The sequence below is a fragment of the Pseudomonas sp. TE50-2 genome (assembly GCF_040813665.1).
Taxonomy (GTDB): Bacteria; Pseudomonadota; Gammaproteobacteria; order Pseudomonadales; family Pseudomonadaceae; genus Aquipseudomonas; species Aquipseudomonas soli.
This window is the reverse complement of the sequence record NZ_JBFNXN010000001.1, coordinates 2,067,624-2,086,517: the sequence shown is the minus strand read 5'-3', so window position 1 is coordinate 2,086,517 and position 18,894 is coordinate 2,067,624. Positions and strand designations below refer to the sequence as shown.

Genomic DNA, 18,894 nt, shown 5'->3' with positions numbered 1-18,894 from the left:
GCGACAGGGCCGGTCGCCTCAATGCATGGCTGAGTCCTCACGCAACAATGCCAGCCACGCCTGCGCCGCCCGTGACAGATACGCCCCGCGCCGCCAGATGAAAGCGATGTCCCAACGCAGGTATTCCGGCGCCCGCAACGGCAAGCGCACCACCCCGGGCCGTTCCAGCGCCCGTGCGACGATCGCCGGCAGCAGCACCACGCCTTGCCCGGCCGCCACCAATGCGGCAAGAAAGTCTGCCTGGCCGCTGCGCCCACCCTCCTTGGGCGTGAAGCCTTCCTGCTGGCAGGCGCTGAGCAATCGATCGTTGAGCACGAAACTGCGCTGGTACAGCAGAAACGGCGTGTCGGCCAGCTGTGCCAGGGCGACGTCGACCTGCCCGGCCAGCGGGTGGTCGGCGGGCAGCAAGGCTTCCAGTGGTTCATTGCAGAACGGCTGGTAGTCGAACGCCGGGTCGCTCGGGGTGAGGCTGCCGCCCAGCTCCAACTCGCCACTCTTGACGGCTTGCTCGACCATGCGGCTGCCGCCTTCGAGCAGCTGGATCGAGATATTCGGATGGCGTCGCCGGTACTCGGCGAACAATCCGGCGAACAGCGCATCACTGCCCAGCAGCGGCAGGCCCAGACGCAATTCGCCGCGGGCCATCTGGCTGAGGTCGTCCAGTTCGCTCAGCAGTTCCTGGCGCTGGCGCAACAGCGCTTCGCCGCGTTCCAGGACGATGCGCCCGGCGGCAGTCAGCAGCAGCTGTGAGCCTTGGCGTTCCAGCAGCGGCTGGCCGATGTCCTGTTCCAACTGGGCGACCTGCTTGCTCACCGCCGACTGGCTGACGTGCAGGGTACCCGCCGCCTGGGTGAAGCCGCCTTTGTGGACGACTTCGATGAAACTGCGCAGCTGTTTGAATTCCATGTATGCCGGATTCCGTTTTGGAATGGCTGTCAGTCTAACAATTCGCTTCTGGCCTAGGGGGCCGACTTTTACAATGGGCCCGTTGTCGAGGAACTCCCGCCCATGAATCCTGCATTATTGAAAAAGACCTTGCGCCTGCTCGCCGAGCTGACGGTGTTGCTGGCGCTGTTCCTGATCGGTGGCCAGTTGGCCGCCTGGCTTGGCTGGCCGATTCCTGGTGGCGTGATGGGCCTGGCGCTGCTGCTGGCCCTGTTCGCCACCGGCCTGCTCAAACCCGCCACGCTGCAATTGGGTGCCGGCTGGCTGATGGCCGAGATGCTGCTGTTCTTCATTCCCGCGCTGATGAGCCTGCTGGACTACGGCAGCCTGCTGCGCAGCGAGGGCTGGCGCATCCTGTTGGTGATCGCGTTGAGCACCGTGCTGGTGATGGTGGTCACCGCGGTCACCGTCGAGCTGGTGTGCCGTTGGAGGTTGCGCCATGAGCCTTGAACCCATGCCGCTGTTCTGGCTGGCCCTGACCCTGGGCGCCTACCTGGGCAGCCGCTGGCTGTACCGGCGCAGCGGACGCTACCTGCTGTCGCCGCTGATCCTGGTGCCGGCCTTGCTGCTGGCGGTGGCCGTGCCGCTGCACACCGCCTACGCCGAGTACGCCCGCAACACGCATTGGCTGATGGGCGTCCTCGGCCCGGTCACCGTCGCCTTCGCGGTGCCGATCTGGCAACAACGGGCACTGCTGGCGCGGCACTGGCCGGCGCTGCTGGTCGGCATGCTTGCCGGCAGCGTAGCGTCCATCGGCAGCTCCTGGGCGCTGGCGCACCTGCTCGCGCTGGACGATGCGGTCAGCCTGTCGTTGCTGCCGCGCTCGATCACCACACCGTTCGCCATGCCCGTGGCCCAGGACCTGGGCGGCGTGCCGGAGCTGACGGCGGTGTTCGTGATGTTTACCGGGGTGCTCGGGGCGATGTTCGGCGGCATTCTCCTGCGTTGGCTGCCCTTGCGCACACCGCTGGCACGGGGCGCTCTGTTCGGGGTCGGCGCCCATGGCGCGGGGGTGAGCCGCGCCCAGGAAGTCGGGCGCGAGGAAGGCTCGGTGGCTGGCCTGGTCATGGTCCTGACCGGGCTTCTCAACCTGTTGGCCGCGCCGTTGCTGGTGATGCTGGTCTGACCGTTCGTGCCACTGACTCGCACGGTCATCAGGCTGGCTGCCAAGGCGACTTATCACCTTCGTATAGGCCTCTAGACTGAGCCTCGACATAGAGAGCACATGTATGTGCCGAGGTGACATGCAATGAACGCAGCCTTGCCCTCTTCCGACACTTATCCACCGGGACGACCGTGATGCCACTGGCCGAAATTCCATTGTGCGTCTGGCGCACCCGGAGCCAGGGTTTCACTTTCCGGGGCCAGAGCATCCGCTACTGGACGGCAGGGCAAGGAGAGCCCCTGCTATTGCTTCACGGTTTCCCCACGGCCAGCTGGGATTGGCACTACCTGTGGGCACCCCTTACCCAGCGTTTTCGCGTGGTGGCCTGCGACATGCTTGGCTTCGGCGATTCGGCCAAGCCTGCGGACCACGACTACAGCCTGCTCGAGCAGGCCGACCTGCAGCAGGCCTTGCTGGCGCACCTGCATATCGACCAGCCGGTGCACCTGCTGGCCCACGACTACGGCGGCAGCGTTGCCCAGGAGCTGCTGGCCCGGCACCACGAACAGCGGCTCCAGGTGGCCAGTTGCGTATTCCTCAACAGCGGGCTGTTCCCCGAGAGCTGCCGGGTGCTGCTGGTCCAGAAGCTGCTGCTCAGCCGCCTGGGCTGGCTGGTCGGGCGCTCGTTCGGGCGCGACGACCTGGTGCGCAACGTCACCCAGGTCTATGGCCCGTGCACCCATCCCAGCGAGAGCGCCCTGGATGACTACTGGAGCCTGATAGCTTCCAATCGTGGCCCACGGATCCTGCACAAGCTGGTCAGCTTCCTGCCGGAGCGCAGGGCCCAGCGCGAACGCTGGGTCGCCGCGCTGCAACGCCCGGGCGTGCCGCTGCGCTTCATCAATGGCGCGGTCGATCCTTTGTCCGGCGCGCACATGGTCGAGCGCTACCGGGAAATCGTCCCGGATCCGGACACCGTGGTGTTGCAGGGCATCGGCCATTACCCGCACACCGAGGCGCCGGTGCAGGTGTTGCGCCACTACCTGGCCTTTCGTGAACAACCGATGAGCTATGTACCACTGAAGGTCGCCTGGTCCTGACCGGGCGATCATCGCCGGGCGTTATCAAGCGGCATTCGCCACGGTGCGCTTGATTGCCCGGCCCCGGCGGCTGGCGGAGACTGCGTTGCATCCCTTCATTGCCAGGAGCCTTGAGCATGAGCGAACCAGTACGTCTGCAGGATCGAGTGGTGATCGTCACGGGGGCCGGTGGCGGCCTGGGCCGGGCCCATGCGCTGCTGTTCGCCGCGCGCGGCGCCCACGTGGTGGTCAACGATCTGGGTGGGTCTACACATGGTGAAGGCGCCAACGCCTCGGCGGCCGACCGCGTGGTGGAGGAGATCCGCGCCGCGGGCGGTTCGGCGATCGCCAACCATGACTCGGTCACCGATGGCGCGCACATCGTCGAGCAGGCCCTGGACACCTTCGGCCGGGTCGATGTGCTGGTGAACAACGCCGGCATCCTGCGTGACAAGACCTTCCACAAGATGGAGGACAGCGACTGGGAGCTGGTCTACCGCGTGCACGTCGAAGGCGCCTACAAGGTCACCCACGCGGCCTGGCCGCATCTGCGGGCGCAGAACTGGGGGCGGGTGATCTTCACTTCGTCCACCTCGGGCATCTACGGCAATTTCGGCCAGGCCAACTACGGCATGGCCAAGCTTGGCCTCTACGGGCTGACCCGGACCCTGGCCATCGAGGGCCGCAAGCACGGTATCCTGGTCAACGCCATCGCCCCGACCGGTGGCACGCGCATGACCGAAGGGCTGATCCCGCCGCAGGTTTTCGAGCGGCTGCAGCCCGAGCTGATCAGCCCGTTGGTGGTGTACCTGGGCAGCGAGCAGTGCCAGGACAGCGGCGAGCTGTTCGAGGTGGGCGGCGGCTGGGTGGGCAAGGTGCGCTGGGAGCGTAGCCAGGGCGTGGGCTTCGATCCGCGTGAAGGGTTCACCCCCGAGCAGGTGGCGGACAACTGGGCGCGGATTGGTGATTTCGAGGGGGCGGGGCACCCGCAGGACAGCCTGCAGGCGTTGCAGCAGATGATGGCGAACCTGCAGAAGTATCCGTTGGGTTGAACAATGCCGGGGCCGCGCTGCGGCCCTTTCGCCGGCAAGCCGGCTCCCACGGGGATCGCACCAGCTTGTGGTCGGCTTGCCGGTGATGAGCCTGGCGCCGATCTTGCGATTCTTGCAGAAATAAAAAAGGCCGCTGCAATCGCAGCGGCCAATCGAGACGTTAGATCAAGGAGCTTCAAAATCAACGTCGGTGAACCTGGGCGGGCGCGAAAAGCAGGGGGGAGAGCCCTTCGTGCCGGCCAGTGAGATCAGAATAAGCGCATGATCCCGTGGGAAAAATAGCCGCTTATGACATTCACCTTTACGTTTCGAGTAAAAGTGCGAGGCGGACTATAGGCCGCTCTCGCAGGAAAAGTCCGTAATGCTTTGTAAGCCCTTTCACTGATCCGCGCCGTATCCCATTCGCCAGCTGGTGGCCTGGGTGGCGGCGAGCAGGCGCCGGGCGGCCGGGCCGTGCTCGTCGGCGTGGAAGATCGAGGTCGGACCGACCACGGTCATCACTGCGGCGACCTGGCCCATGGCGTTGAACACCGGCGCAGACAGCGCGTCCACCCCCGGCATCAGCAAACCGTGCACATGGTGCAGGCCGCGCTGGCGGATCTGTTCGAGCAGGGCGGCATAGTCGTCAGCCGACTGGCCGAGCGCTGTCAGTTCCCGGTCGCGCAGCTCCACGGTCTCGCGCTCGGGCAGGTGCGCGGCGAACACCAGCCCGGTGGACGAGCTGAGCAACGGCAGCACCGAGCCGATCTGGGTCACCACCGTGACCGCCCGCACCGCTGGCTCGATGCTCACCACGGTCGCGCCCTGGTTGCCCCACACGGCGATAAAGCAGCTTTCGTTCAACTCGTCGCGCAATTGCGACAGTGGCAGCGCCGCCACCTTCAGCACATCGATGCTACCCAGGGCCGCCATGCCCACCCGCAACGCCTCGCGCCCCAGCCCGTAGTGGTTGGTGGCCGGGTCCTGTTCGGCGAAGCCGCTGGCGATCAGCGCCTGCAGGTAGCGGTGCACCTTGCTCGCAGGCATGTCGACATGCTCGGCCAGGCGCGACAGCGAGGTGGAGGGGGAAAGTTCGGCCAGGGCCTTGAGGATGTCGGTGCCGACTTCCGCCGAGCGGACCTTCTGTTTGCCGTTGTCGGTGCTGCTGGCTTTGGCCATGGGGGACTTCTATGCAGATTTCATGGGGTGGCGCCTTTATAGCTTGACGCCTGCGCGCGGGCAAATTACGTTATTCGTAATCTGATTACGATAAAAACAATGCAGACGCGCTGCCGCCCTTGGTGCCGGTTTCAGGATCGGGCTCCGCAGCCAGCTGCCCGAAACGGCTCCCAGCAGCCCGGAGGCACCGATGACCCGCGACACATCCCCTGAACTCGAGTACCTGAGCGGCTTCGGCAACGAATTCGCCAGTGAAGCCCTGCCCGGCGCCCTGCCGGTCGGGCAGAACTCGCCGCAGAAGGCTCCCTATGGCCTGTACGCCGAGCTGCTGTCGGGCACCGCGTTTACCATGACCCGCAGCGAGCTGCGCCGTACCTGGCTGTACCGCATTCGCCCCTCGGCCCTGCACCCGCGCTTCGAGCGCCTGGAGCGCCAGCCGCTGACCGGCGCGCTGGGCGCCATCAACCCCAACCGCCTGCGTTGGAGCCCGCAACCGATTCCTTCCGAACCGACCGACTTCATCGACGGCTGGCTGCCGATGGTGGCCAACTCGGCATCGGAAAAACCGGCCGGCGTGAGCATTTACATCTACCGCGCCAACCGTTCCATGGAGCGGGTGTTCTTCAACGCCGACGGCGAGTTGCTGCTGGTGCCCGAGCAAGGCCGTCTGCGCATCGCCACCGAACTGGGCGTGCTTGAGGTCGAGCCGCTGGAGATTGCGGTGATCCCGCGGGGCATGAAGTTCCGGGTCGAACTGCTCGATGCCCAGGCCCGTGGCTACATTGCCGAGAACCACGGCGCGCCGCTGCGCATCCCGGACCTTGGCCCGATCGGCAGCAATGGCCTGGCCAACCCGCGTGACTTCCTCACCCCGGTCGCCCATTACGAAGAGAGCACCGGCCCGGTGCAGCTGGTGCAGAAGTTCCTCGGCGAACACTGGGCCTGCGAGCTGCAGCACTCGCCCCTGGACGTGGTCGCCTGGCACGGCAGCAACGTGCCGTACAAATACGACCTGCGCCGCTTCAACACCATCGGCACGGTCAGCTTCGACCACCCCGACCCGTCGATCTTCACCGTGCTGACCTCGCCCACCAGCGTGCATGGCATGGCCAACATGGACTTCGTGATCTTCCCGCCGCGCTGGATGGTGGCCGAGAACACCTTCCGTCCACCATGGTTCCACCGCAACCTGATGAACGAGTTCATGGGCCTGATCCAGGGCGCCTACGACGCCAAGGCCGAAGGCTTCCTGCCCGGCGGCGCTTCGCTGCATGGGGTGATGAGCGCCCACGGCCCCGACGCCGAGACCTGCGACAAGGCCATCTCGGTGGACCTGGCGCCGCACAAGATCGACAACACCATGGCCTTCATGTTCGAGACCAGCCAGGTGCTGCGCCCGAGCCGCCAGGCCCTCGAAAGCCCGCAGTTGCAGGCCGACTACGATAGTTGCTGGGCCACCTTGCCGAGCACCTTCAACCCGAACCGGAGATAACCGATGAACCACACCGCCATTGCCCGTAGCTGGGTCGAGCACGCCAACGGGCACCGCGACTTCCCGTTGCAGAACCTGCCCCTGGGCATCTTCAGCCGCCCAGGGCAGGCGCCACGTTGCGGCGTGGCCATCGGCGACGCGATCCTCGACCTCGAGGCCGTGCTGGCCGCCGGGTTGTTCGAGGGGGCGGCCAAGGCTGCGGTCGAAGCCACCGTCGGTGGTGCGCTGAATGCCTTCTTCGCCCTTGGCCGCGAGGCCCGTGTCGCCTTGCGCGAGCGCCTGCTGGCACTGCTGGGCGAGGGCAGCGAGCACCAGGCGGCCCTGAAGGCCGCGCTGTACCCGGCTGATGAATGCCAGCTGCACCTGCCGGCGAAGATCGGTGACTACACCGACTTCTACGTCGGCATCGAGCACGCCAAGAACGTCGGCAAGCTGTTCCGCCCGGACAATCCGCTGCTGCCCAACTACAAGCACGTGCCGATCGGCTACCACGGCCGCGCCTCGACCATCCGCCCGTCCGGCACCGACGTGCGCCGCCCCAAGGGCCAGACCCTGCCGGCGGGCCAGACCGAACCGAGCTTCGGCCCTTGCGCGCGCCTGGACTACGAGCTGGAACTGGGCATCTGGATTGGCCAGGGCAACGACATGGGCCAGCCAATCCCGATCGGTGACGCCGCCGAACACGTGGCCGGCTACTGCCTGCTCAACGACTGGTCGGCACGCGATATCCAGGCCTGGGAATACCAGCCGCTGGGCCCGTTCCTGTCCAAGAGCTTCATCACCACGGTGTCGCCGTGGGTGGTCACCGCCGAGGCCTTGGAGCCGTTCCGCTGCGCCCAGCCAGCCCGTCCGGAGGGTGACCCGCAGCCGCTGTCGTACCTGCTGGACAAGCGCGACCAGGCCGCCGGCGCCTTCGACATCGAACTGGAAGTGCTGCTGCTGACCGAACGCATGCGCGAGCAGAACCTGCCGGCGCATCGCCTCACGTTGAGCAGCACCCGCAGCATGTACTGGACCGTGGCACAGATGGTCGCCCACCACAGCGTCAACGGCTGCCAGCTGCAACCGGGCGACCTGTTCGGCTCGGGCACCCTGTCGGGCGCGGCGCCAGGCTCGTTCGGCAGCCTGCTGGAGATCACCGAAGGCGGCAAGCACCCAGTTGAACTGGCCAGCGGCGAAGTGCGCAAGTTCCTCGAGGACGGCGACGAGATCATCCTGCGCGCCCGTTGCGTGCGCGATGGCGTGGCCAGCATCGGCTTCGGCGAATGCCGTGGCACCATCGTCGCGGCCGGCTGAGGAGGGCAGGGCGATGGAACTGTTCACCTACTACCGCTCCACCTCTTCGTATCGGGTGCGCATCGCCCTGGCGCTCAAGGGCCTGGAGTACCAGGCCGAGCCTGTGAACCTGCTCAAGGGCGAGCAGCGCGGCGCGGACTACCTGGCGCTCAATCCGCAAGGGCGGGTGCCGGCCCTGCGTACTGACGCTGGCGAGTTGCTGGTGCAGTCGCCGGCGATCATCGAATACCTGGAGGAAGCCTTCCCGCAAACGCCACTGCTGCCCCGTGCGCCCGAAGCCCGGGCCAGGGTGCGCGGCGTGGCGGCGATCATCGGTTGCGATATCCACCCGCTGCACAACGTCAGCGTGCTCAACCAGCTGCGTCAGTTGGGGCACGACGAGGGCCAGGTCAACCAGTGGATCGGCCACTGGATCAGCCAGGGGCTGGCGGCGGTGGAGCAACTGATCGGCGATGACGGCTTCTGCTTCGGGGCGACACCCGGCCTGGCCGACGTCTACCTGATCCCGCAGCTGTACGCGGCCGAGCGTTTCAACATCGACCTCGGTGGCTACCCGCGCATTCGCCGGGTGGCCGCCTTGGCCGAGCAGCACCCGGCCTTCCATCAGGCCCACCCGGCGAGGCAGCCCGACACGCCCGACTGATCGCCACCGCCCGCACCTGCACCCATAACAACAAAAGACAGGGACCTTGCGATGCACAACCAGATAGCCAGCTTTCGCGCGGCGCTCGACGTGCGCCCGGTGTCACCCTACCAGTGGCGCCTGCTGCTGCTGTTGATCCTGCTGTTGGTCACCGATGGTTATGACGCCCAGGTGCTGGGCTATGTGATCCCCGCGCTGGCCCAGGACTGGGGCCTGGAAAAGGCCGCTTTCGGGCCGGTGTTCAGCGCCAACCTGCTGGGGCTGACGGTCGGTTCGCTGGCGGTGACGCCACTGGCCGACCGCTTCGGCGTGCGCCGGGTGCTGCTGTGCTGCGTGCTGCTGTATGCCAGCCTGACGCTGCTGATGGTGTTCGCCACTTCCCTCGACAGCCTGATGCTGGCGCGCTTTCTCTGCGGTATCGGCATGGGCGGCGCGATGCCCAGCGCCATGGCGCTGATGGCCGACTACGCGCCGCCCCGACTGCGCACCTTGATGGTCACCCTGGCGGCCTGCGGTTTCTCGCTGGGTGGCGCTGCTGGGGGCTTCGTCGCCGCGGGCTTCATCGATCATTACGGCTGGCAGGCAGTGTTCCTTGCCGGCGGCGTGGCGCCCTTGCTGCTGTTCCCGTTCCTGGCGCTGTTCCTGCCCGAGTCGCTGCCGCGCCTGCTGCGCGACGCCCCGCCCTATGCGCGGCTGCAGCGGGTCAGCGCTCGCCTGCTGCCGGGCTGGCAGGTACCGGCGGCGCGCATCGCCACCGACGAGCCGGCGGACAGCAAGCTCACCGTGGTGGCGTTGTTTCGCGAGGGGTTCGCCCGGCCCACGCTGCTGCTGTGGAGCACCTTCTTTGTCAGCCTGATCCTCTTGTACTTCATGATCAGTTGGCTGCCGTCGCTGCTGCAGGAAAGCGGGCTGGCGCTGAACCAGGCCAACCTGGTGACTTCGCTGTTCCTGTTCGCCGGCACCTTCGGCGCGGTGTGCCTGGCCTGGTGCGCCGACCGCATGGCGAACAAGGCCCACTTGTTGGCGGGCGTGCTGCTGGGGGCGGCGCTGTTCAGCGTGCTGGTCGGCCTCAACCATGACGACCCGCGCTGGCTGGTGCCCAGTGTGTTCGCCGCAGGGTTCTGCATCATCGGTGGGCAGTTGACGCTCAATGCCTTCGTCAGCAACTTCTACCCGGCCCAGGTGCGCGCCACCGGTACCGGCTGGGCCCTGGGCGTCGGGCGCTTCGGCTCGATCCTCGGACCGTTGCTTGGCAGCCTGCTGCTGACGTTGCACATGCCAGTGGAGCAGATCTTCTTCTTCTGCGCCGTGCCGGCGCTGCTCGGCGCGCTGCTGATCAGCCGGGTACGCGCACCGCAGCCGCGCGAAGCGACGGTCAAGGGCGAGGCATTAGTGGATTGAGCGTTTGCCGTTGGGCAGTTGGCCGAGGCGTTCGGTGAGTTTCAGGCGCTGCACCGGGTCGTCGGTCAGCAGCAGGGCGTGCTCCAGGTCGAAGCGCTCTGCCTGGGGGCAATCCAGGTGCTGGTACAACGTGGCCCGCGCCAGGTAGTCGCCGACCTGCACCGGGCCCAGTTGCATGACCCGCTCGGCGTCGATAAGCGCCGCGAGGTCGTTGTCGTTGCTGATATGCAACTGGCGAAGGTTGCGCGACAGGCGCTGGAGCATCTGCATCGGCGAGGCGCTGCGCAGGTGCTCGGCGGTCAGCGGCAGCTGTGGGCCGAACTGGCGGGCGAGCAGCTCGCGGCAGTCGTTGGGGTACAGGCGCCGGCCGCCGCAAGGGTCGAGCAGGTGATCGGCACCGGGCACCCGCAGCAGGAAGTGGCCGGGAAAGTTCACGCCCTCCAGGGGGATCGACAGGCGGCTAGCCAGCTCCAGAGCAAGGATCGCCAGCAACAGAGGTTGGCCACGCCGGCGTTGCAGCACTTTGTCCATCAAGGCCACGTGTGGGCGCAACGGGTGGTACTCGTCCTGCTGGTAGCCCAGTGCGTTGAGCTGACGCAGCAAGGGCTGGGCCAGTTCGTTGACCGGCAGCATCGGCAGGCTGGTGCTGACTTCGCGTTGCAGCTCATGCAGCCTGGCCAGGCTGGCCGCGGGCTCGACAGTGCGGTCATGCTCGGCGGCGATCCACAGCGCGGCTTCCAGCAGGGCGACCGGCTCGCGTTCCAGGCAGGCCAGGCAGGCTTGGCGTGGGTTCATGGGGCTTCTCCATCACGCTTAACTTGTAGCCCTGGCGCGGCTTTTCGTCCAGTGGTCCGCCCGCGCGGTGTGCGGCCTTGACCTGTTTATACTGGTAGGAGCACCTCTCGGGGGAGCCCGTCGATGTTCGCGCTCATGCAAAGCACCCGCACCCAGTCACTGCACCTGTTCATCGACCCGCCCACGGGTTTGAAGGCCGTGGTGGCGATTCACAGCGAACAACTGGGCCCGGCCATGGGCGGCTGTCGCTACCTGCCCTATGCCGACGACGAGAGCGCCATGACCGATGCCATTCGCCTGGCCCAGGGCATGAGCTACAAGGCGGCCTTGGCTGGCCTGCCGATGGGCGGTGGCAAGGCGGTGATCGTGCGCAATCCGCATGTGGAAAACCGTGCAGCGCTGTTCGAGGCGTTCGGGCGCTTCGTCGACACGCTTCAGGGGCGTTTCATCACCGCCGTGGACAGCGGCACCTCGACCCTCGACATGGACTGCATTGCCCAGGCCACCCCCTATGTCACCAGTACCACCGCCTCGGGCGATCCTTCGCCCCATGCGGCGCTGGGCGTGTTCGCCGGCATCCGCGCCACCTCGATGGCAAGGCTTGGCAGTGACAACCTGGAGGGGCTGCGAGTGGCGGTGCAAGGGTTGGGCAACGTCGGCTATGCGCTGGCCGAGCAACTGCATGCGGCGGGTGCCGAATTGCTGGTCAGCGACCTGGATGCCGGCAAGGTGCGCCTGGCGGTGGAGCAGCTCAATGCGCACCCGGTGGCCCATGAGGCCTTGATCAGCACGCCGTGCGATATCTTCGCGCCGTGTGGCGTCGGGCCGGTGTTGAACGGGCAGAGCGTGATGCAACTGCGTTGCGCGGCAGTGGCGGGGTCGGCGAACAACCAGTTGACCACGCTGCAGGTGGCCGACCAGTTGGAGAACCGGGGCATCCTGTATGCGCCGGATTACGTGATCAATGCCGGTGGGCTGATTTATGTGGCGCTGACCCATCGGGGCGAGGGGCTGGGGACCATTACCGCGCACCTGGCGCGGATACCGTCGCGGCTGACCGAAGTATTCGCCCATGCCCAGGCGGAGAAACGTTCGCCGGCGCGGGTGGCGCAGATGCTGGCGGAAAGGTTGCTGTACGGCTGAAAGCCATTTCGCGGGGCAAGCCCGCACCCACGAGATTTTCCATGGATGCGGGCCGTGCGGGCTTGCCCCGCGATGGCGTCATTCCACCGCGCCGCCTTCGAGCAGCTCCGCCAGCGCATCGGGCTGGCTCTTGAATGCCCGGGCGAACACATCGCGGTTCTTGGCCATGTAGATGCCGGCTTCCTCTACCTGCTGCTCGCTCATCGAAGGCACGGCCTTGTGCAGTACCTCGGCCAGGCGTTCGGCCAGCTCGAGCATCTTGTCGTGACGGTCTGCTTCGGCCTTATCCATGAACAAGCGCTCCGGGTCGCGGCTGCTGCGGTACACCACTTCGACGGCCATTCATCACCTCTGTGCCTTTTTGCTGATTGGGTTGCGGACAACTGTACTTTTATACAGTACATCGCCAGGCCATCACCGTGCAACCGCAATGATGGCCAGGCAAACTGAAAATCAGCGTAGCCCACAGGTGCCCTGCGGCAATCGACCGCCTTCCAAGACAGGAGCCATGGCCCTTTAACTGCATGGCACCAGACCTTCAGTATCAGGAATCGAACATCGTGAACATCAAATGGGCAGAAAAGCTGCGCAAGGGCCTGCACGGCTCCGCCGACTCGCTGGGCAACCTGTGTGTGGAGGCCTTCCACTACCTGGCGCTGTTCGGTATCGGCGCGATCACCGCCTATGCGGCGGTGGTGACCTTCCTGGACATGCTGGGCAAGGGCGGGGTGAGCGTCGATGACATCCTGCTGCTGTTCATCTACCTGGAGCTGGGGGCGATGGTGGGGATCTACTTCAAGACCAACCACATGCCGATCCGCTTCCTGCTCTACGTGGCGATCACCGCGCTCACGCGTTTGCTGATCGGCGATGTCTCGCACCACAAGGCGCCGGATGTCGGCTTGCTGTACGTGTGTGGCGGTATCCTGCTGCTGGCCTTCGCCATCCTGGTGGTGCGCTATGCATCGTACCGCTACCCGTCGACCAAGGCGCTGGATGCCAGCGGCAAGGAAGTGGACGAGGGCAAATAGCCCTCAGTTGGCCAGGCCGGCGGCAGGAAAGCGGCGCTCGCCCTGCGCGGGGCGGGTCAGGGCGGCAAGCACTTCCAGCGGGTTCTGCCCCAGCTCGATGGCCAGGCCCAGGCGGATGCTGTCGATGACCCGTTGCAGGCGCACCGGGTCGTTGCGCTGGGCCTGGCTGATCAGGCGCTTGGCAACCACGCCGCTGTCGTCGGAGAGGGTCAGCATGATGCTGCCGTCCAGGCGCTCGATGCTCAGGTTGACCCGGTACTCCGGGGCGAAGGCGGCGCTGATCTGATCAAAGGGATTGTTCATGGTCGGGTTCTGCAGTGAATGATTGCAGAAGTTGACCGGACTCGGCCGAGGTTGGTTCAGGCCCGCTGATCGGTGAACAACGAAAACGCCCGGCGCAAGGCCGGGCGTTTTCGTCTGACCCGTTGCCGGTCAGGCGTCTGGATCACTCAGTTCCAGGGCGCCGCGCTTGCTGCGCAGCTTGCCGTAGAAGTGTTCCAGGGCGTGGTTCAGTTTGCTGGCGGCGCCATCGACGGCATGTTCCAGCGAAGTGGCGGTGTGGGTCACGGAAATCGGTTGGTGACCCTTCGGGCGAGCCTCCATCTGGCAGCGTTTGTCGTGGGGACCGGGCTTGGCGCCGTTTTCGTCACGCAGGTGGACTTCAATGCGGGTGAGGTCGTCCTCGTAACGTTCGAGGCTGCTTTGCAGAGTACTGCGGACCCATTGGTCGAGACGGATGTTGCCTTCGATATGGTTGCTGCTGTTGACCTGGATTTGCATGATTCAATCCTTATTCAGCTTGCTCGCGAGAGGCGCGCCTAGGCCACTGAGGACGTTGGTTTTCCTGCGCCTCTTGACTCTAAAGTCAGGCAAGCGCCGGACGAATTCAAGCCCTTTCTGAAAATAAATTTCCTGTTGCAATTCGCTCCGCTCACAACGATGACGGCCGATCACTGCAATCAATAATGCTGGGCCATCCGCCAGGCGGCCCCTAAGCTCAGGCGCATTTCCTCACCCGTCGGGAGCGCCGCATGTCCAGCAACCCTCTGTTCCAGCCCTTCACCCTCGGCACCCTCGATCTGCCGACCCGCGTGGTCATGGCACCGATGACCCGCACCTTCTGCCCCCGTGGCGTACCCCATGACGCAGTGGTCGACTATTACCGTCGCCGCGCCGCCGCCGGTGTCGGGTTGATCATCACCGAAGGCACCACGGTCGGGCACAAGGCCGCCAATGGCTACCCCAATGTGCCGCGCTTCCATGGCGAAGATGCCCTGGCCGGTTGGAAGCGTGTGGTCGACGCGGTCCATGCCGAAGGCGGGCGCATCGTGCCGCAACTGTGGCACGTGGGCAGTGTGCGCCGCCTGGGCACCGAGCCGGATGCCGAGGTGCCGGGTTACGGCCCGAGCGGCAAGGAGAAGGATGGCCAGGTACTGGTCCAGGAGATGAGCCACGACGACATTCGCGAGGTGATCGCCGCCTTCGCCCAGGCCGCGCGCGATGCCCAGGCCATCGGCATGGACGGTGTGGAAATCCACGGTGCCCACGGTTACCTGATCGACCAGTTTTTCTGGGAGGCCAGCAACCGTCGCGACGACGAATACGGCGGTGACCTGGCCGGACGCTCGCGTTTCGCCATCGAACTGATCCAGGCCGTGCGCGCAGCCGTCGGCCCGGACTTCCCGATCATCCTGCGCTTCTCGCAGTGGAAGCAGCAGGACTACAACGCACGCCTGGTACAGACCCCGGAGGCCCTGGCGGCATTCCTCAAGCCCTTGTGCGACGCGGGTGTGGATATCTTCCACTGCTCTACCCGGCGCTTCTGGGAGCCGGAATTCGAGGGCAGCGAGCTGAACCTGGCCGGCTGGACCCGCCAGCTCACCGGCAAGCCGACCATCACCGTGGGCAGTGTCGGCCTGGATGGCGAGTTCCTGCAGTTCATGGTCGCCACCGACAAGGTGGCCAAGCCGGCCAGCCTCGAAGGCTTGCTGCAACGCTTGCAGGACCAGGAGTTCGACCTGGTGGCCGTGGGCCGCGCCTTGCTGGTGGATGCCGAATGGGCGCGCAAGGTTCGCGAGGGGCGTGAGGCGGACGTGCTGCCGTTCAGCCGTGAGGCGCTGACGACCCTGGCTTGATCACCAGCGGCGGCGACTGTTCGCGGGTAGCCTGCAACCCGCGGCAGGCATCGTACAGGTAGCCCTCGAACTGTTCGATGATCGCCGGCCAGCCCTGGCGGCTGGCGTGCTGGCGGGCATTGAGGCGCACCCGGCGCAGGGTTTCGCTTTCCTCCAGCAACCAGCAGGCGGCGTCGATGAACGCCGCCTGATCACCCGGCATGGCCAGCGCGCCGCTGTGGCCGTGGCGGATGTGCTGGGCGGCGGCGGCTTCATCGTAGGCGACCACGGCAAGGCCCGAGGCAAGCGCCTCGAGCACCACGTTGCCGAAGGTCTCGGTCAGGCTTGGGAACAGGAACAGGTCGCCGCTGGCATAGTGCTCGGCCAGCACCTCGCCGCGCTGCGCACCGCAGAACACCGCATCGGGCAACTGCTGTTCGAGCTGGCCGCGCAGTGGGCCATCGCCGACGATCACCAGGCGCAGCCGCCTGTGTGGGTAGGCCCTGCGCAGGGCTTCCATGCAGGGGCGCAGCAAGGCCAGGTTCTTCTCCGCGGCCAGGCGCCCGACGTGCAGCACGGCCAGGTCATCCACGCCCAGCCCCCACTGCTCGCGCAGGGCCTGGCTGCGCCGCGTCGGGTTGAACAGGCCGGCATCGACCCCGCGGGCCATCAGGCCAAGACGTTCGAAGCCGCGGCGTTGCAGTTCCAGGCGCTGGCTGATGCTGGGCACCAGGGTGATGGCGGTACGCCGATGGAACCAGCGCAGGTAGTGGGTGAGCAGTCGCGACAGCAGCCCCAGGCCATACTGCCCCGAATACTGCGCAAAGTTGGTGTGAAAACCACTGACCACCGCCACGCCCAAGCGCCGGGCGGCGCGCAGGGCGCTCAGGCCCAAGGGACCTTCGGTGGCGATGTACAGCACGTCCGGACGCTGCCGACGCCAGCGGCGCCAAAGCTTGTGCATCGACACTTCGCCCCACTGCAGGCCGGGGTAGCCGGGCAATGGCCAGCCACGGCACAGCAGCAGTTCGTCATCGTTGCCCGTTGCGCTGTCGGCGGCCTGTCGCGGGCGGATCAGTTCGACCTGATGCCCGCGCTGGCGCAGCCCCTCGCTGAGGCGGCCGAGGGTGTTGGCCACGCCATTGATCTCGGGTGGGAATGTTTCGCTGACCAGGGTGATGCGCAAGGACGGTGTGTTCATGGCAAAAAGTGTCCGACGCCCCCATTGCGGCCATATGACGCCTTTGTGACGTGCGGATGACGCCTGATTTCCGGCAGTTCCATCCGTATGAATATTTCCTTGCAACGCACTCAAGAACTCTCGGGACGCAGCCGATGCAGATGCATTCGACTACGGGAATTCGCTCCGGGAGAGCGGCCATGTTCAACAGCAAACTGAAGAAAGAAATCCAGCAACTGCGCGAAGAACTGATGTCCATCGAGCAGGTCAAGAACAGCCTCGACAGCGAGATGCTGGTGCTCCAGCTCGACCCACAGGGGCGCATCGAGTCGGTCAACGGCAACTTCGAGGCCGAAATGGGCTACCGCGCCGAGCAGCTCATCGGGCGCAATATCGAGGAGATCGTCCCGGCCCATGTGAAGAAGCTCGATTTCTATCAGCGCATGAAGCACGCCATCACCCGGGGCGAGCACCTCAACGGCGCCTTCCGCCTGCTGCGTGGCAACGGCGAAGAGGCCTGGCTGCGCTCGATCCTGCAACCGGTCAAGGACAGTGACGGGCGCATCAAGTACTTCTCTCTGCATTCCAGCGACCTGACCCGCACCATCGAGACGTCCCGCGAGCATGAGAGCCTGATCAAGGCCCTGATGCGCTCCACCGCGGTGATCGAGTTCAACCTCGAAGGCCAGGTGCTGACCGCCAACGACCGCTTCCTGCAGACCATGGGCTACACCCTCGAACAGATCCGTGGCAAGTCGCACCGCATGTTCTGCGAGCCGGAAGAAGCCAACTCGGCGGGCTACCAGGAGTTCTGGAACAGGCTGCGCCGCGGCGAATTCGTTGCCGAGCGCTTCAAGCGCATCGATGCCCATGGCCGTGTGGTGTGGCTGGAGGCCTCGTACAACCCGATCATCGACGCCCATGACGTGCTCTACAAAGTGGTCAAGTTCGCCACCGTGATCACCGACCAGGTCAACCAGGAACTGGCCGTGGCCCAGGCCGCCGACATCGCCTACACCACCTCGCTGGAAACTGACGACAGCGCGCGCAAGGCCACCGACGTGGTAACCCAGACCGTCGAGGTGATGCGTGGGCTGGAGGGCTCGATGCAGGACGCCGCCGAGGGTATCCAGGCACTGGACAAGCAGTCGAAGGTGATCGGCGCGATCATCAAGACCATCAGTGACATCGCCGGGCAGACCAACCTGCTGGCGCTCAACGCCGCCATCGAAGCCGCCCGCGCCGGCGAACAGGGCCGTGGTTTCGCCGTGGTCGCCGACGAAGTGCGCCAACTGGCCTCGCGCACCAGCAGCGCCACCGAGGAAATCGCCAAGGTAGTGCAGCAGAACGAACAGCTGGCCCAGGCCGCAGTGGACATCATCGACACCAGCAAGCGCCAGGCCGAGCAAGGCTTGGCCTTGGCCGCCGATACCGGCGGGGTGATCGTCGAGATCCAGGAAGGAGCGAAGAAGGTGGTGGATGCGGTGGGGCAGTTTTCCAGCCAGTTGAGCCACTGATCCGTTCAGCGTCTTGCTTTAGCTGCTGCGGCGAGACGGCTGCTACAGAGGGTTGCGCTGTGCCTGTGGGAGCCGGCTTGCCGGCGAAAGGGGCGCAACGCGCCCCCGGTCCTTTCAAGTGCGTTCCCGCACCCAGAACAACGTCGCCCCGGCCACCGCCGCCGGCATCATCAGCACGTTGACTCCCGGAATCATCAGCGCCAGGTAGGTGATCCCGCCAAAGCCCATCGATTGCCAGCGCTTGGCGCGCAGCCAGGCGAGCATGTCCTGCCAGCTCATCTTGTTGTTGTCCGCTGGGTAGTCGATGTACTGGATGGCCATCATCCAGATACCGAACACCAGCCACAGCGGCGCGGCGATCACGTTCACCACCGGGATGAACGACAGGATGAACAAGCCGATGGCCCGTGGCAGGAAGTAGCCGAGCTTGCGCATCTCGCGGCTCAGGGTGCGTGGCACCATGGCCATCAGCTCGCTCCAGCTGAAGGGCGGGAAGTTGTCCTGGCCGCGTACCACCACTTCGACCTTTTCCGCCAGGAAACCGTTGAACGGCGCGGCGATGACGTTGGCCAGCAGGGTGAAGGTGAAGAACACCATCAACAGCACCAGGGCGACGAACAGCGGCCACAGGATGTAGGTGAGAAAGCCCAGCCAGTCGGGCAGGGTGGGCATCAGCGCATCGACCCACAGGCTGAACTGGTGGCCGGCAAAGTAGATCAGGCCGCCGAACAGCAGCAGGTTGACCGCCAGGGGCAACAGCACGAACAGGCGCAGGCTGGGGCTCAGGACCAGTTTCAGGCCTTCGCGCAGGTACTGCGGGCCGGACAGGACGGGGGCTTGCATCGGAATGCTCCGCTTGAGGAAAACGCGCTGACCTTACCGAGTTTGGCGCGCCGACGAAAGGCGCCGCGCCTTCGGGAAACGGCGTGTAACAAAGCGCCGG

20 protein-coding genes are annotated in these 18,894 nt (G+C 65.8%); 12 read left to right on the top strand and 8 right to left on the bottom strand.

What is annotated here, in order from left to right; genetic code table 11:
- Positions 1-18: 18 nt before the first annotated feature.
- On the bottom strand, positions 19-906 hold the full coding sequence (locus tag AAHK21_RS09495) for a LysR substrate-binding domain-containing protein (protein ID WP_367857092.1): 888 nt from the start codon (positions 904-906) through the stop codon (positions 19-21).
- Between the two features lie 102 nt (positions 907-1,008).
- On the opposite strand from AAHK21_RS09495, the gene AAHK21_RS09490 reads away from it, so the two are divergent.
- The 4 genes from AAHK21_RS09490 to AAHK21_RS09475 all read left to right on the top strand — a co-directional run bounded on the left by AAHK21_RS09490 (position 1,009) and on the right by AAHK21_RS09475 (position 4,181).
- The gene (locus AAHK21_RS09490) at positions 1,009-1,395 is read left to right on the top strand and encodes a CidA/LrgA family protein (protein WP_367857091.1); all 387 of its coding nucleotides are present in this window, start codon (positions 1,009-1,011) and stop codon (positions 1,393-1,395) included.
- Positions 1,385-2,071: an LrgB family protein gene (locus AAHK21_RS09485; protein WP_046857092.1), complete on the top strand. Its 687-nt coding sequence runs from the start codon at positions 1,385-1,387 to the stop codon at positions 2,069-2,071. Before AAHK21_RS09490 ends, AAHK21_RS09485 begins: the two co-directional genes overlap by 11 nt.
- Positions 2,072-2,244: 173 nt before the next feature.
- Positions 2,245-3,150, top strand: coding sequence for an alpha/beta fold hydrolase (locus tag AAHK21_RS09480; protein WP_046857091.1), 906 nt, complete (start codon positions 2,245-2,247; stop codon positions 3,148-3,150).
- Between the two features lie 116 nt (positions 3,151-3,266).
- Positions 3,267-4,181, top strand: a complete 915-nt coding sequence (locus tag AAHK21_RS09475) for an SDR family oxidoreductase (protein WP_367857090.1) — start codon at positions 3,267-3,269, stop codon at positions 4,179-4,181.
- Between the two features lie 378 nt (positions 4,182-4,559).
- On the opposite strand, the gene AAHK21_RS09470 is transcribed toward AAHK21_RS09475, so the two are convergent.
- Positions 4,560-5,339 (bottom strand): IclR family transcriptional regulator, encoded by a 780-nt coding sequence (locus AAHK21_RS09470; RefSeq protein ID WP_367857089.1) that lies wholly within the window; start codon positions 5,337-5,339, stop codon positions 4,560-4,562.
- Between the two features lie 190 nt (positions 5,340-5,529).
- On the opposite strand from AAHK21_RS09470, the gene hmgA reads away from it, so the two are divergent.
- The 4 genes from hmgA to AAHK21_RS09450 are packed head-to-tail and all read left to right on the top strand — an operon-like array spanning position 5,530 to position 10,171.
- Positions 5,530-6,831 carry a homogentisate 1,2-dioxygenase gene (gene hmgA / locus AAHK21_RS09465; protein ID WP_367857088.1) on the top strand — a complete coding sequence of 434 codons (1,302 nt, stop codon included), beginning with the start codon at positions 5,530-5,532 and terminating at the stop codon, positions 6,829-6,831.
- A gap of 3 nt (positions 6,832-6,834) precedes the next feature.
- Positions 6,835-8,127, top strand: coding sequence for a fumarylacetoacetase (gene fahA, locus AAHK21_RS09460; protein ID WP_367857087.1), 1,293 nt, complete (start codon positions 6,835-6,837; stop codon positions 8,125-8,127).
- 13 nt (positions 8,128-8,140) lie between these two features.
- On the top strand, positions 8,141-8,770 hold the full coding sequence (gene maiA, locus AAHK21_RS09455; RefSeq protein ID WP_367857086.1) for a maleylacetoacetate isomerase: 630 nt from the start codon (positions 8,141-8,143) through the stop codon (positions 8,768-8,770).
- Positions 8,771-8,821: 51 nt separating this feature from the next.
- The gene (locus tag AAHK21_RS09450) at positions 8,822-10,171 is read left to right on the top strand and encodes an MFS transporter (RefSeq protein ID WP_367857085.1); all 1,350 of its coding nucleotides are present in this window, start codon (positions 8,822-8,824) and stop codon (positions 10,169-10,171) included.
- On the opposite strand, the gene AAHK21_RS09445 is transcribed toward AAHK21_RS09450, so the two are convergent.
- Positions 10,160-10,966 (bottom strand): SirB1 family protein, encoded by an 807-nt coding sequence (locus AAHK21_RS09445; protein WP_367857084.1) that lies wholly within the window; start codon positions 10,964-10,966, stop codon positions 10,160-10,162. The genes AAHK21_RS09450 and AAHK21_RS09445 overlap by 12 nt on opposite strands.
- Before the next feature lie 123 nt (positions 10,967-11,089).
- On the opposite strand from AAHK21_RS09445, the gene AAHK21_RS09440 reads away from it, so the two are divergent.
- The gene (locus AAHK21_RS09440) at positions 11,090-12,109 is read left to right on the top strand and encodes a Glu/Leu/Phe/Val dehydrogenase dimerization domain-containing protein (protein ID WP_023631473.1); all 1,020 of its coding nucleotides are present in this window, start codon (positions 11,090-11,092) and stop codon (positions 12,107-12,109) included.
- A gap of 78 nt (positions 12,110-12,187) precedes the next feature.
- Here the strand turns inward: AAHK21_RS09440 and AAHK21_RS09435 are convergent, their stop codons facing one another.
- Positions 12,188-12,451, bottom strand: a complete 264-nt coding sequence (locus tag AAHK21_RS09435) for a YebG family protein (RefSeq protein ID WP_023631474.1) — start codon at positions 12,449-12,451, stop codon at positions 12,188-12,190.
- A gap of 218 nt (positions 12,452-12,669) precedes the next feature.
- Between AAHK21_RS09435 and AAHK21_RS09430 the strand changes: the two genes are divergently transcribed.
- The gene (locus AAHK21_RS09430) at positions 12,670-13,140 is read left to right on the top strand and encodes a phosphate-starvation-inducible protein PsiE (protein WP_031315617.1); all 471 of its coding nucleotides are present in this window, start codon (positions 12,670-12,672) and stop codon (positions 13,138-13,140) included.
- A 3-nt stretch (positions 13,141-13,143) separates the two neighbouring features.
- On the opposite strand, the gene AAHK21_RS09425 is transcribed toward AAHK21_RS09430, so the two are convergent.
- Positions 13,144-13,443 carry a DUF3509 domain-containing protein gene (locus AAHK21_RS09425; protein WP_046857083.1) on the bottom strand — a complete coding sequence of 100 codons (300 nt, stop codon included), beginning with the start codon at positions 13,441-13,443 and terminating at the stop codon, positions 13,144-13,146.
- A gap of 129 nt (positions 13,444-13,572) precedes the next feature.
- Positions 13,573-13,920, bottom strand: a complete 348-nt coding sequence (locus AAHK21_RS09420; RefSeq protein ID WP_023630676.1) for an HPF/RaiA family ribosome-associated protein — start codon at positions 13,918-13,920, stop codon at positions 13,573-13,575.
- 251 nt (positions 13,921-14,171) lie between these two features.
- Here AAHK21_RS09420 and AAHK21_RS09415 point away from each other — a divergent pair, with 251 nt between their 5' ends.
- Positions 14,172-15,275, top strand: a complete 1,104-nt coding sequence (locus AAHK21_RS09415; RefSeq protein ID WP_367857083.1) for an NADH:flavin oxidoreductase — start codon at positions 14,172-14,174, stop codon at positions 15,273-15,275.
- On the opposite strand, the gene AAHK21_RS09410 is transcribed toward AAHK21_RS09415, so the two are convergent.
- Positions 15,244-16,455 carry a glycosyltransferase family 4 protein gene (locus AAHK21_RS09410; protein ID WP_367857082.1) on the bottom strand — a complete coding sequence of 404 codons (1,212 nt, stop codon included), beginning with the start codon at positions 16,453-16,455 and terminating at the stop codon, positions 15,244-15,246. The two genes, AAHK21_RS09415 and AAHK21_RS09410, sit on opposite strands and share 32 nt — an antisense overlap.
- 179 nt (positions 16,456-16,634) lie before the next feature.
- Here AAHK21_RS09410 and AAHK21_RS09405 point away from each other — a divergent pair, with 179 nt between their 5' ends.
- Positions 16,635-17,951 carry a PAS domain-containing methyl-accepting chemotaxis protein gene (locus AAHK21_RS09405; protein WP_046857080.1) on the top strand — a complete coding sequence of 439 codons (1,317 nt, stop codon included), beginning with the start codon at positions 16,635-16,637 and terminating at the stop codon, positions 17,949-17,951.
- Between the two features lie 114 nt (positions 17,952-18,065).
- Here the strand turns inward: AAHK21_RS09405 and cysZ are convergent, their stop codons facing one another.
- Positions 18,066-18,794, bottom strand: a complete 729-nt coding sequence (cysZ, locus tag AAHK21_RS09400; protein ID WP_111531689.1) for a sulfate transporter CysZ — start codon at positions 18,792-18,794, stop codon at positions 18,066-18,068.
- Between the last annotated feature and the right edge of the window lie 100 nt (positions 18,795-18,894).